The 12,217-nt window shown below is 70.5% G+C and carries 12 protein-coding genes; 4 read left to right on the forward strand and 8 right to left on the reverse strand.

The window, feature by feature from the left end; genetic code table 11:
- Nucleotides 1–33: 33 nt before the first annotated feature.
- Nucleotides 34–897 carry an alpha/beta fold hydrolase gene (locus tag ACIQF0_RS09650; protein ID WP_401026697.1) on the reverse strand — a complete coding sequence of 288 codons (864 nt, stop codon included), beginning with the start codon at nt 895–897 and terminating at the stop codon, nt 34–36.
- A gap of 53 nt (nt 898–950) precedes the next feature.
- On the opposite strand from ACIQF0_RS09650, the gene ACIQF0_RS09655 reads away from it, so the two are divergent.
- Nucleotides 951–3,755 carry a BTAD domain-containing putative transcriptional regulator gene (locus ACIQF0_RS09655; protein ID WP_401026699.1) on the forward strand — a complete coding sequence of 935 codons (2,805 nt, stop codon included), beginning with the start codon at nt 951–953 and terminating at the stop codon, nt 3,753–3,755.
- On the opposite strand, the gene ACIQF0_RS09660 is transcribed toward ACIQF0_RS09655, so the two are convergent.
- On the reverse strand, nt 3,744–4,514 hold the full coding sequence (locus ACIQF0_RS09660) for an SDR family NAD(P)-dependent oxidoreductase (RefSeq protein WP_401026702.1): 771 nt from the start codon (nt 4,512–4,514) through the stop codon (nt 3,744–3,746). The two genes, ACIQF0_RS09655 and ACIQF0_RS09660, sit on opposite strands and share 12 nt — an antisense overlap.
- 97 nt (nt 4,515–4,611) lie before the next feature.
- Between ACIQF0_RS09660 and ACIQF0_RS09665 the strand changes: the two genes are divergently transcribed.
- Complete coding sequence (locus tag ACIQF0_RS09665; RefSeq protein WP_401026705.1) at nt 4,612–5,244, forward strand: TetR/AcrR family transcriptional regulator; 633 nt, start codon at nt 4,612–4,614, stop codon at nt 5,242–5,244.
- Here ACIQF0_RS09665 and ACIQF0_RS09670 read toward each other — a convergent pair.
- Genes ACIQF0_RS09670 through ACIQF0_RS09690 form a run of 5 tightly spaced genes read right to left on the reverse strand, consistent with a single transcriptional unit; the run spans nt 5,213 to nt 10,119 of the window.
- The gene (locus ACIQF0_RS09670) at nt 5,213–6,649 is read right to left on the reverse strand and encodes a long-chain fatty acid--CoA ligase (protein WP_401026708.1); all 1,437 of its coding nucleotides are present in this window, start codon (nt 6,647–6,649) and stop codon (nt 5,213–5,215) included. The two genes, ACIQF0_RS09665 and ACIQF0_RS09670, sit on opposite strands and share 32 nt — an antisense overlap.
- Entirely contained in the window at nt 6,588–7,904 is a 1,317-nt protein-coding gene (locus tag ACIQF0_RS09675) for an MFS transporter (protein WP_401026710.1), read from the reverse strand. The genes ACIQF0_RS09670 and ACIQF0_RS09675 overlap by 62 nt, the downstream gene beginning before the upstream one ends.
- A 9-nt stretch (nt 7,905–7,913) precedes the next feature.
- A complete protein-coding gene (locus ACIQF0_RS09680) occupies nt 7,914–8,372 on the reverse strand; it encodes a MaoC family dehydratase (protein ID WP_360030010.1) in 459 nt (152 codons plus the stop codon).
- A complete protein-coding gene (locus ACIQF0_RS09685) occupies nt 8,369–9,244 on the reverse strand; it encodes an amidohydrolase family protein (protein WP_401026714.1) in 876 nt (291 codons plus the stop codon). The genes ACIQF0_RS09680 and ACIQF0_RS09685 overlap by 4 nt, the downstream gene beginning before the upstream one ends.
- Nucleotides 9,241–10,119, reverse strand: coding sequence for an SDR family NAD(P)-dependent oxidoreductase (locus ACIQF0_RS09690; protein ID WP_401026716.1), 879 nt, complete (start codon nt 10,117–10,119; stop codon nt 9,241–9,243). The genes ACIQF0_RS09685 and ACIQF0_RS09690 overlap by 4 nt, the downstream gene beginning before the upstream one ends.
- A gap of 91 nt (nt 10,120–10,210) precedes the next feature.
- Between ACIQF0_RS09690 and ACIQF0_RS09695 the strand changes: the two genes are divergently transcribed.
- Both ACIQF0_RS09695 and ACIQF0_RS09700 read left to right on the forward strand, forming a co-directional pair.
- Entirely contained in the window at nt 10,211–11,002 is a 792-nt protein-coding gene (locus ACIQF0_RS09695; RefSeq protein WP_401026719.1) for a PaaX family transcriptional regulator C-terminal domain-containing protein, read from the forward strand.
- Between the two features lie 82 nt (nt 11,003–11,084).
- On the forward strand, nt 11,085–11,699 hold the full coding sequence (locus ACIQF0_RS09700; RefSeq protein ID WP_401026722.1) for an ester cyclase: 615 nt from the start codon (nt 11,085–11,087) through the stop codon (nt 11,697–11,699).
- Between the two features lie 40 nt (nt 11,700–11,739).
- On the opposite strand, the gene ACIQF0_RS09705 is transcribed toward ACIQF0_RS09700, so the two are convergent.
- Nucleotides 11,740–12,135: a RidA family protein gene (locus ACIQF0_RS09705; protein WP_401027772.1), complete on the reverse strand. Its 396-nt coding sequence runs from the start codon at nt 12,133–12,135 to the stop codon at nt 11,740–11,742.
- Between the last annotated feature and the right edge of the window lie 82 nt (nt 12,136–12,217).

Raw genomic sequence — 12,217 nt, forward strand, 5'->3', positions numbered from 1 at the left:
CGGGCCGGGGCCGTGAGCCCCGGCCCGTTCGCGTCAGCGCTTCAGCAGGTCGCGGATCGCCCCGGCGACGACCTCCGGCGCCTCCTCGGCCATGAAGTGTCCACAGGAGACCGTGCGGTGGTCGAGGTCAGGCGCCCAGGCCTGCCACAGCGCCTTGGCGTCGAAGCCGAGCGCGGCACCCCAGTCCTGCTGCAGCACCGTGACCGGCATCTCGAGCTGGTTGCCCGCGTTCCTGTCGGCGGTGTCGTGCTCGACGTCGATCGTCGCTGAGGCCCGGTAGTCCGCGACGATCGACGTGACGGCCTCGCGGCTCGCTCGCAGGTACTCGGCACGGACGTCCGCGGGGAACTCGCTCTGGCTCCAGATGTCGAGGAAGTGCCCGAAGAACGCGTCCGGCGTCGCGCTGATCATCTGCTCGGCCAGGCCAGGAGGCTGGGCCATCAGGAACAGGTGGAACCCGATGGCGGCGGACGTCCCGCGCATGACGTCCCACATGTCCAGCGTCGGCAGCACGTCGAGCGACGCCAGGTGCGTGACGTGCCGCGGGTGGTCGAGCCCGGTGCGGAACGCCACGAGCGCACCCCGGTCGTGCCCTGCCAGGGCGAACCGGTCGTGGCCGAGCGCCTGCGCGACCTTGACGACGTCGGCGCCCATCGTGCGCTTGGCGTAGGTGAGGCCGGTGTCGGCGGGCTTGTCGCTGTCGCCGTAGCCGCGCAGGTCGGGCATGATCACGGTGTGGTCGGCGGCCAGGTCGGCGGCGACGTGCCGCCACATGAGGTGGGTCTGCGGGAAGCCGTGCAACAGCACGATCGGGCTGCCGGAGCCGGTCGTGGCGACGTTGAGCTCGACGCCCTCGGAGACCTGAATGCGCTGGTAGTCGAATGCGGTGTGGTTCACGAGGCCACTGTGCCGAGGCCTGATCAGCAACCGATCAGCGTTAGGGTCAGCGGGTGGTGACGTTCGGGGTGCTCGGCCCGCTGACCGCGGGTTCCGCCCGCCTCGGCGGCCCGAAACAACGCGCCGTGCTGGCCCGTCTGCTGGTCGCCCGGCGCCGCGTCGTACCGGTGCGCATGCTGGTCGCCGACCTGTGGGAGGAGCCACCGGACGGCGCCCTCGGCACGGTGCAGACGTTCGTCGGGGCGCTGCGCAAAGCTCTCGAACCCGACCGTCCACCCCGGACCCCGTCCTCGTTGCTGGTCACCGAAGGCGCGGGGTACGCCTTGCTCGCCGACGACGTGGACGCGTGGCGGTTCGAGGAGATGCTCGGCGGCGATCTGTCCGTGCTGGACGGTGCGCTCGCGTTGTGGCGCGGTCCCGCCTACGCCGAGTTCGCGGAGTTCCACTGGGCACGGGCCGAGATCGACCGCCTCGAGGAGTTGCGGCTCGTGGCGGTCGAACGCCGGGCCGAGGCCGCGCTGGCACTGGGCCGCGCGGCGGGTGTTGTCGCGGACCTGCGGGCTCACCTGGCCGAGCACCCGTGGCGCGAGAAGGCGTGGAACCTGCTCGCGCTGGCGCTGTACCGGGAGGGACGGCAGGGCGACGCGCTCGCGGCAGTGCGGGACGCCCGGCACGCGCTCGTCGAGAACCTCGGCGTCGACCCCGGTGAGGAACTCCGCACGCTGGAGGCGGACATCCTGGCCCAGTCGCCGCGCCTGCTGCCCGCACCCGAGTCGACACTGGTCGGACGCACCGCCGAACTCGCGCTGCTGGAGACCGCCGTCCCGGCCGCAGGGCTGGGCATCGCTCTGGTGACGGGCGAGGCAGGCGTGGGCAAGACCGCGCTCGCCACGGCCTTCGCCGGGATGCTGGCCGGTCGGGGCTGGCGGACGGTGTGGGCGCGCTGCCAGGAGGACGCGCCCGTGGCGTGGCCGTGGCAACAGGTCGTGGAGGCGCTGGGGGAGGGGCTCGCAGCCGCGGACCGGTTCCAGCTCCGCCTCGCGATCGTGTCCACTGTGGAATCGGCGGCGCCGGTGCTGGTCGTGCTGGACGACCTGCACCAGGCCGACGAGGAGACCCTGGCGGTGTTGACCGCGTTCACCGGCCGACGGCTCTCCGGCCGGGTGTTGATCGTGGCGACCTCACGTTCGGCGGTGCCGCTGGAGGCCCTGGCCCGGGCCGAACCGGTCCGGGTCGAGCTCGGCGGTCTGGACGCGGACGCCGTCGCCGCACTGGTCGGGGCGAAGAACGCGGTCGCGATCCACGAACGCAGCGGAGGCAATCCCTTCTACGTCAAGGAATTGGGTCGGCTGGTCGCGTCCGGCGGCGATCTCGGCTCGGTCCCGGCCGGTGTGCGGGACGTGCTCCGCCACCGCCTTGCCGGGCTGCCCGCCGACGCGCGGACCGTGCTGCGCCAGGCCTCCGTGCTGGGCAGGGACGTCGAGGTGGACCTGCTGGCCGCGCTGGCCGGTCACGACGTGCTCGACGCACTGGACCTCGCGATCGAAGCGGGGTTCGTCGTGGAGGTGGCGCCCGGTCACGCCCGGTTCACGCACGCGTTGGTGCGCGACACGGTGTACGAGGACGTGTCGCTGACCAGGCGTGCTCGCTGGCACGAGGCGGTGGCGGAGGCGCTGCGACCCGGTGACGTGCAGACGCTCGCGCATCACTACGCCCTCGCGGGCACGAGGAGCGCGGCGGCGGCGAACGCGCTGGCGGAGGCCGCGGAGCAGACGCGTTCGCCACGGGAGGCGGTGCGGCTGTGGCGTGCGGCGATCGCGGCGGGCTCGGAGCGGTTGGCGGGGCTGGTCAGGGCGTTGGCGGTGAGCGGAGACCTGGCAGCGGCACGGGAGCAGAGGTCGGCGGCGTTGCGGCTGGCCGGCGGTCCGCGGGAACTGGCCGAGGTGATCGGCTCGTACGACGTCCCCGGTATCTGGACCACGAACGACGACCCGGCCCACTCCGCCGAACTGATCGCCGCCGCCGAACGCGTCCTGCCCGCGTTCCCCGGCCCCACCGCGATCCGCGCCCGTCTGCTCGCCACCATCGCCATGGAGGACCGGGGCACCAGCGCCCGCCTCGGCGAAGCGCGGGAAGCCGAGGCCATAGCCCGTGACCTCGGCGATCCCGAACTCCGGGCGTTCGCGCTGAACGCCCGCTTCATGCACACCTTCCGCCGCACGGGCCTCGCTCACGAGCGTGCCGCGATCGGCCGCGAGCTCCTCGAGGTCGCCACCGACGTCACCTACGAGGTGCTGGGCCACCTGATCCTCGTCCAGGCCTGCTCCGCGCTGGCCGACTTCGGCACCGCCGACCTGCACGCGGCCGCGGCCGACGACCTCGCCCGGCGCCACGACCTGCCGTTGGTCGGTGTCTTCACCGACTGGTACGCGGCGCTGAAGCTCGTGGCGGTGGGGAAGACCGCTGACGCCGATCGCGCCTACCGAGCCGCGGCCGAGCGCGTCAAGGGCACCGGGATGTGGGGTGTGGAGCGCGGACTCCTGCCGCTGGCCCTGCTGAGCGTGCACGGTTCGTCCACAGTGGACCTCGATGACGACTGGGGTCCGTTGCTGGACTGGGTTCGCCCGCTGGCACTGCCCCGTGACGAGGCGCTGGCCGCCGCGCGAGCGCTCCCGGACGGGCCGGCGGACCTGCTCACCGAGGTCCGCGCCTGCCTGCTGGCGATGGCGGCGACCAGGCTGCGCGACGACGAACTGCGTGAGCGCGCCCACGCGTTGTTGTTGCCCGCCAAGGACGAGCTGGTGGCGGGCACCGGGCTGGTCACGTTCGGCCCGGTGGCGGACTACCTACGCGGCTAGCGCCGGGCCGAGCAGCAGGCCGCCGTCCAGCACGAACTCCGATCCGGTCGCGAACGCCGCCTCCCGCGAGGCCAGGTAGAGCACCAGGGCGGTGAACTCGCCGGGCTCGCCGAGGCGCGGCACGGCGAACGGCGCGGGGGAGTAGAGGTCGCCGATCGCGGGCTGACCGGCGGCGACCGGTTCGTTGATCAGCGGCGTCGACACCACGCCGGGGTGGATCGAGTTCACCCTGATGCCGTCGCGGCCGAGCTCCAGCGCGGCGGTCTTCGTCAGTCCGCGCAGCGCCCACTTGCTCGCGACGTACGGCGCGTAGTACGGCGACCCCACGTTGCCCATGGTCGAGGCGATGTTCACGATCGACCCGCCGCCGGCCCTGCGCAACGACGGCGCGACGTGCTTGATGCCGAGGAACTGACCGGTCAGGTTCACCGCCATGGTCCGGTCCCAGACCTCGCGCGAGGTGTCCTCGATCAGCGCGGCCGCGTGCTGCGCGCCCGCGTTGTTGACCAGCACCGACACCGGCCCGAACCGCTCCTCCGCGGCCTGGACCGCGGAGATCCACGCGTCCTCGTCGGTCACGTCGAGCCGTACGGCGAACGCCCGCTCACCGAGTTCCTCGGCGGCCTTCGAGCCCGCCTCCAGGTCCCGCGCGGCGATCACGACCTGCGCGCCTTCCGCGTGGAAGCCCCGCACGTGGCTCGCGCCCATCCCGCTCGTCGCGCCGGTGACGAACACCGTCCTGCCGTCGAAGCGTCCCATCATGTCCTCCAGTGGTGAGTTGAGTGACTCACCTCGGAACGGTAGCCACGACCGGCATGGTGAGTCAAGTGACTCACCTCATGGCATACTGGACGGCGTGCCGACCTACCACGAACGCATGGCGGAGCAGAAGCGGACGGCGATCGTCGACGCGGCGACGGGGCTGTTCCTGGAATCCGGCTACGACAAGACCTCACTCGCGCGCATCGCCGACGCGGCCGGGGTGTCGAAGGCGACGCTGTTCAAGCAGTTCCCGACGAAGGCCGAGCTGTTCGACGCGATCGTCACGGACTACTGGCGCACGGAGGAGGGCGCGCTCACCCCGCAGCCCGGTGATCCGGTGAAGGGGCTCACAGCGCTCGGCAACCGGTACGTGGCGCTGCTGACGAGGCCCGGCATGGTCGCGTTGTTCCGCATCGTCATCGCCGAGGCACCGCGGTTCCCCGAACTCGGCCAGACCCAGTTCAAGCTGGGCAAACAGCCGTTCTTCGACGCGGTCCGCGACTACCTCGCCGCCGAGCACGCCGCCGGCACCCTGGAGGTACCGGATCCGATCCTGGCCGCCACCCAGTTCCTCGGCATGATCTCGAACTTCGCGTTCTGGCCGCGAATGCTGCTGATGAACTGGTCGCCCACCGAGAAGGCCATGGCCAACTCGGTGGACGAGGCGGTCCAGACGATCCTGGCCCGGCACGAGGTCACAGCGGCAACCGGCGCAGCGCGGGCTTGAGGACCTTCCCGGACCCCGTGCGCGGCAGTTCGGACACCACCTCGACGTGCACCGGGATCTTGTACTTCGCCAGGCGCGGCAACAGGAACTCCCGCAACCCGGCCGCGTCGACCACAGCGCCGTCGCGGGGCCGGACGAACGCGCGCCCGACCTCGCCCCAGCGCTGGTCCGGCACCCCGACGACAGCGACCTCGGCCACGTCCGGGTGCGAGGTGATCGCGTTCTCCACCTCGGCCGGGTAGACGTTCTCACCGCCGGAGATGTACATGTCCTTGAGCCGGTCCAGGACGTACAGGTGACCGTCGTCGAGCCGCCCGAGGTCGCCCGTGCGGAACCACCCGTCGCCGGTGAACGCGGCTGCCGTGGCGACCGGGTCGTTCCAGTAGCCCGGCGTGACGTTGGGGCCCTGCACCTCGATCTCGCCGGTGTCGGCCAGCCGCAGATCGCCGAAGAACACGCACGGCCCGGCCGAGCCCGCCCTGCGCACGCTGTCCGAGGCCTCCAGGAACGTGGCACCGGGCGCGGTCTCGGTGAGGCCGTAACCCTGGCAGAACACCAGACCCCGGTCCTGATAGGCGCCGATCACCGCGTCCGGCACGGCCGCCCCGCCGCACAGCAGCACCCGCAACGACGACAGGTCCGCGGTGTGCCACAACGGGGAACCGGCCAGGTCGGCGTACATGGTGGACACACCGAACATCCACGTCACGCGATGGGTCTCGATCAACGAGACGCACTCGGCGACGTCCCAGCGCGAGGTGATCACGCTGTGCCCACCCTTGACGAAGGTGGGCAGCAGCGTCTGCGTGAGCGCGGCGACGTGGAACAACGGAGCGGTGACCAGCGCGACCTCGTCGGAGGCGATGTCGACGCCGATCATCAGGTTGAACGTGTTCCACAACAGGTTGGCGTGACTCAGCATCGCGCCCTTGGGCCTGCCCGTGGTGCCGGAGGTGTAGAGGATCAGAGCGACGTCGTCGATGCCGACCGGCTCGTCCAGCGGCTCGTCGGAACCGCCGAGCAGCCAGTCCTCGTACGCGGCGAGCGACACCGCCCGTGGGTGCTCCACGACGTGCGAAGGCGCGTGCACCAGCACGTGCGCTCCGCAGTCGCCGAGCTGGTAGTTGATCTCCGCCGGACTGAGGCGGAAGTTCAACGGCACGAAGATCGCGCCCAACTGGTGCGTGGCGAACATCGTCTCGGCGAACGACGGGTGGTTCGGGCCGAGGTACGCGACCCGGTCACCGTGCCGGACGCCGAGCTCCCGCAACCGCCACGCCAGCCGGGTCGTGCGGACGGCCAGCTCCCCGTACGTCGTGGAGACGCCTTCGTAGGTCAGCGCTTCACGCTTCGGCGCCATGCGCGCGCGGCGGTGCGGCCAGCTGCCCAGCCCCGAGTTCCGCATTCCTGTCTCCTGTCAGGCTGGATCGGCTGGTCTCCCGCAGGATCACCGTGCACACGACGGTGAGCAGGCAGAACGCCGCGAGGATGAACGGGATCGCGCCCGTGCCGGAGGACCTCTGCACCTGCGCGAAGAGCAACGGCGCGAGTCCAGCGCCCAGGCCCGCGAGCTGGTAGCCGAGCGAGGCGCCGGTGTAGCGGCTGCCGGTGTTGAACAGCTCGCTGTACAGGGCGGCGAGCGGCCCGTACATCATCGGGTGGATCACGGCCTGGCCGAGCACCAGCGCGATGACCACGAACCCGTTGTCCACCAACGGGAACAACACGAACCCGAACGCCGCCATGAGTACGGCGCCGGCGAGCACGACGGGCCTGCGCCCGAACCGGTCCGACGCCGCCGACCAGCCGAGGATGCCGATCACCGCGAGCGCCGAGGACAACGTCAGCGCGTTGAGGATGGATTGCCTGGTGTTACCCGCCTGCACGCCGTAGGCGAGGATGAAAGTCGTCAACGTCGACTGCGCGACGAACGCCGAGAGGCCGACGCCGATCCCGAGCAACAGCGTGCGCGGGTGGTTGCGCAGCACGTCGAGCAACGGCATCGAGCCCGGCTTGCGCTCCGCCTGGAAGACCGGCGTCTCCTCGACCTTCATCCGCACGAACAGGCCGATGCCGAGCAGCACCAGGCTCAGCAGGAACGGCACCCGCCAGCCCCACTCGAGGAAGGCCTTCTCGCCGGTCAGCGCGGCGGTGCCGGACAACGCGAGCGTCGACAGCACCATGCCGCACGGCGCGCCCGCGTTGGTGAAGCTCGCCCACAGCCCGCGCCGGGAGGTGGCGTGCTCGGCCGACATGAGCACGGCGCCGCCCCACTCGCCGCCGACGGAGATGCCCTGCACGACGCGCAGCAGGATCAGTCCGGCCGGCGCGAGCCAGCCGACCTGGGCGTAGGTGGGCAGCAGGCCGATCAGGAAGCTCGCCACACCCATCAGGCTCATGGTCAGCACGAGCATCTTCTTGCGCCCCAGCAGGTCCCCGTAGTGTCCGAAGAGGACTCCGCCGAGCGGCCGGGCGAGGTAGCCGGTGGCGAACGTGCCGAAGCTCGCGATCGTGCCGACCAGCGGGTCCAGCGAGGAGAAGAAGACCTTGTTGAACACGACCGCGGAGGCCGTGGCGTAGAGCAGGAAGTCGTAGTACTCGATCACGCTGCCGAGGAAGCTCGACGCGACCGCACGGCGTAACTGCGTTGTTGTCGCCATGACTTCACCTCATGCGTAGTGGCGGTAGACGGCACGTGCGACACAAGCGGGCTTCGCGGAGCCCTCGATCTCGACGGTGAAGTCGACGGTGAGCTGCACGCCGTCGCCCGGCACGTCCTCGACCGACTCGACCCGGCCCAGCAACCGGATCTTGGAGCCGACCGGCACCGGCGCGGGGAACCGCACCTTCTCCAGTCCGTAGTTGAGGCTCATCCGCACGCCGGAGACGTCGAGCAGTTCGGTCATCAACGGGATGAGCAACGCGAGCGTCAGGTAGCCGTGCGCGATCGTGCCGCCGAACGGTCCGGTGGCGGCGCGCTGCGGGTCCACGTGGATCCACTGGTGGTCGTCGGTGGCGGCGGCGAACGTGTCGACGCGGCTCTGGTCGATCTGCAGCCAGTCGGTGTGGCCGAGACTCTTGCCCGCCAGGGCCTTGAGTTCGGCGATTCCTTGTACGGAGATGGTCACGCGTCCTCCTTGACGAGTCCGAGCAGACGGGCGGCGTTGTGCTTGAGGATCTTGGGCCGGACCTCGTCCGAGATCTCGAGCTTGGCGAAGTCGGCGAGCCAGCGGTCCGGGGTGATCACCGGGTGGTCCGAGCCGAACAGGACCTTGTCCTGCAGCAGGGTGTTGGCGTAGCGGACGAGCTGCGGCGGGAAGTACTTCGGCGACCAGCCGGACAGGTCGATGTACACGAACGGCTTGTGCGTGGCCACCGCGAGCGCCTCGTCCTGCCACGGGAACGACGGGTGCGCGAGCACGATCCGCAGGTGCGGGAAGTCCACGGCGACGTCGTCGACGAGCATCGGGTTGGAGTGCTTGAGCCGGATGCCACCGCCGCCGGGCACTCCGGCGCCGATCCCGGTCTGTCCACTGTGGAACAACGCGGGCACGCCCAGCTCCTCGATCACCTCGTAGAGCGGGTACGCCATCCGGTCGTCCGGGGAGAAGTCCTGGAGGCTGGGGTGGAACTTGAAGCCCCGCACGCCGTGTTCCTCGACCAGCCGCCGTGCCTCCCGGACGGCGGTGCGGCCCTTCCACGGGTCGACGCTCGCGAACGGGATCAGCACGTCGGCGTGCTCGGCGCAGGACCCGGCGATCTCCTCGTTGGAGATGCGCGGGTGGCCGGTGGCGTGCTCGGCGTCGACCGTGAAGATCACCGCGGCCATCTTGCGCTCGCGGTAGATCTGCGCGGTCTCGGCGATCGTCGGTTGCCGGTGCGCGGCCTTGAAGTACTTGGCGGACGCCTCGATCAGCGTTGGGCTCAGCGAACTGTGGCCGTCGCTGGAGATCTCCGCGTGAGTGTGGACGTCGATCGCGATCAGGTCGTCGACGTTCACGGCGCCACCGGCATCGGAATCCCGTAGGTCTCGGCCTCGAACTCGCCGAACCGCTCGGCGATCGCCGCGGCGTTCCAGCCGCCGTCCGCGAACAGGACCTGCTTCTCGGCCGGGTGCGACCACAGCGCGAGCCGGTCGCCACCGATGCCGATCGCCTGTCCCGTCACGCCTTTCGCCGCGTCCGAGGCGAGGTAGACGATCAGGTCGGCGACGTCCTCGACGGTGCCCAGGCCCTCGTCACGCCGCACCCACTCGGGCAGCGGCGCACCGGTCCGTTCGGACTCCTCGATCAACGGCGCGAACGCCGGAATCGTCCGCGTCATCTCGGTGGCGGCGACCGGGACGACCGCGTTGACGGCGATGTCCGAGCGGGCGAGTTCCAAGGCCCAGGTCCGTGCCATGGCGGCGATCCCGGCCTTGGCAGCGGAGTAGTTGGTCTGCCCGAAGTTGCCGCGCTGTCCGGCGGGTGACGAGATCAGCACGATGCTGCCGCCGGTGCCCTGCTCGCGCATCCGCACCGCCGCCGCGCGGGCACACGTGAAGGTGCCGCGCAGGTGCACGTTGATGACGGCGTCGAAGTCGTCGTCGGTCATCTTCCACAGCACGCGATCGCGCAGGATGCCGGCGTTGGTGACCAGCACGTCGAGCCGTCCGAACTCCTCCACGGCGGCCGCGACGAGCAGGTCGGCGGTCTCGGCGGATCCGACCGGGGCGATCACCGCGCGGCCGCCGATGCTCGCGGCGACCTCCTCCGCGGACTCGTCCACGTCGTTCACCACGACCTTGGCCCCGTTGCGCGCCAACGCTTCCGCGTACGCCCGGCCCAGCCCGCGGCCGGCGCCGGTGACGATCGCGACCTTGTCCGACAGCTCCATCAGGCGAGTCCTCTCCGTTGGGGTCGCGACCCAAAGTAGGGCATATTCATGACGCTCGTCTAGATGCTGCCCAACATGTATCGTGAGCTGCGTGACACCCCAGTCCTTGATGCTCAACTTCCTCGGCCTGTACGTGTTCGACCGCGGTATCGCGGTCTACTCGGGCAGCGTGATCGACGTGTTCGGGCGCGTGGACGTCTCGGAGGAGGCGGTGCGCTCGACGTTGACGCGCATGGCCTCGCGAGGGCTGCTCACCAAGCACCGCAACGGCCGCAAGGTCTACTTCGGACTCACGTCCCGCGCGACGGACGTCCTGAGGGACGGTGAGCGCCGCATCTGGCAGACCGGCGCGGTCAACCGCGACTGGGACGGCACCTGGACCCTGGTCGGGTTCTCGCTGCCGGAAGGCCGTCGCGGCGAACGGCACGACCTGCGCTCGCAGCTGCAGTGGGCCGGCTTCGGACCGGTGCAGAACGGCCTGTGGATCGCCCCCGGCGCACGCGACGTGACCGAGCTGGTCGAGGGGCTCGCGGAGAACGTCACCGTCTTCACCGCTCAGCACGCCAAGCCGACCGAGGCGGCGGACCTGGCGCGCCGCGCGTTCGACACGGCCGCCATCGCCGCCCGCTACCAGGACTTCCTGACGAAGTGGCGTGAGCCGGACAGCTCGTTGCCCGACGACCTGGCCCGCCAGTTGCTGCTGCACGCCGACTGGCTCGACCTCGTGCGGCAGGACCCGCACCTGCCGGCCGAACTGCTCGCGGGCGACTGGCCCGCGATCGAGGCCGAGCAGTTGTTCCAGTCCCTGGCCACCCGCTACGCCGAGACGGCGACCCCGCTCGCGGCCGCCGCCATCGAGTCGATCGAGATCGGTGCTAGCTAGATCACAGCGCTGCTGAATCTATAGCGCTAACGAAAAGTTAGTGCCAGGCTCTCGTGCACACACCGAGTGGAAGGTGCACGAGATGCTCAACCGTCGTTCGCTCATCACCCAGGGAAGCACCGCCGCGTTCGGCGCGATGGCGCTGGCGGCCGTGACCGGTGGCGTGGCCGAGGCCGCCGCTCCTGCCGGGTACTCGCCGTGGACGCCGCTGCCGGACCCGGCCACCACGCCGGTGCCGAACCCGCCGTTCGCCAAGGACCTGACCAGGGAGGAACGGGAGAACCTCCGGACGTTCGACGAGCTCGACTTCGACGTCTTCAGCCACCAGAAGTGGGCGCGGCTGGGGGAGAGCCACGCCCGCAACATCCGCGTGCACTGGCCCGACGGCCACTACACCGACGGCATCGACAAGCACGTCGACGACCTCAAGGCCCTGTTCGTCTGGGCACCGGACACCCGCATCGAGTCGCACTACCTGCGCGTCGCGAACGGCGGCCTGAGCGCGGTCGCGGGCGTCATGAAGGGCACCTTCACGCGGCCGATGCCGGACGGCAAGGGCGGTCTCATCCAGCCCACCGGACGCCAGTACGCCATCAACATGGCCACCGTGGGCCTGTGGAACCGGCGCGGCACGATGGACGAGGAGTTCCTCTTCTGGGACAACCAGGCGTTCTTCGGCCAGATCGGGCTCGGCTGACCGTCCGGCGGCGCCGACCTGGTCGGCGCCGCCGAAGCCGTTACGCGACCGCCGTTCCCTCCAGTTCGATCATCAGGTCCGGGATCGCCAGCCGCGTCACGCCGAGCATCGTCGTGGGCGGCGCCACCCGCGCCTGGCCCAGCCTCGCCGCCAGCACGCCGTAGTGCTGGAACAGCAGGTCGACGTCGGTGGTGTAGACGTTGAGGCGCACCAGGTTCGCGAGCGACATCCCCGCCCCGGCCAGCACCGCCTCCAGGTTGTCGAGGCTCAACGCCAGCTGCGCCGTCATGTCACCGGCGTGCTCGGGCTTGCCGTCGGCGTTCATCGAGGTCTGGCCGGCGCAGAAGAGCGTCCGCGTCTGCCCGGTGACGACCTCGCCCTGGTGGTACCCCAGCTCCGCCGACCAGGGCCACGGGTTGATCGGCGTTCGTTCCACAGCCACAACAGCTCCATTCAGGTTCTCGGATGTCGCTGTGCAGCCTCGCAACCAATACACGACATCCTGTGTCGTGTATTCC

Origin of the sequence: Lentzea sp. NPDC092896 (assembly GCF_044754905.1) — a bacterium.
In the GTDB taxonomy this organism is placed as follows: Bacteria; Actinomycetota; Actinomycetes; order Mycobacteriales; family Pseudonocardiaceae; genus Lentzea.

Excerpts from the sequence above, each read along its gene's own strand:
- ACIQF0_RS09700 (WP_401026722.1), top strand. The coding sequence starts at position 11,085 with ATGCTCAACCGTCGTTCGCTCATCACCCAGGGAAGCACCGCCGCGTTC.
- ACIQF0_RS09690 (WP_401026716.1), bottom strand. The coding sequence starts at position 10,119 with ATGGAGCTGTCGGACAAGGTCGCGATCGTCACCGGCGCCGGCCGCGGG.
- ACIQF0_RS09660 (WP_401026702.1), bottom strand. The coding sequence starts at position 4,514 with ATGGGACGCTTCGACGGCAGGACGGTGTTCGTCACCGGCGCGACGAGC.
- ACIQF0_RS09675 (WP_401026710.1), bottom strand. The coding sequence starts at position 7,904 with ATGGCGACAACAACGCAGTTACGCCGTGCGGTCGCGTCGAGCTTCCTC.
- ACIQF0_RS09670 (WP_401026708.1), bottom strand. The coding sequence starts at position 6,649 with ATGCGGAACTCGGGGCTGGGCAGCTGGCCGCACCGCCGCGCGCGCATG.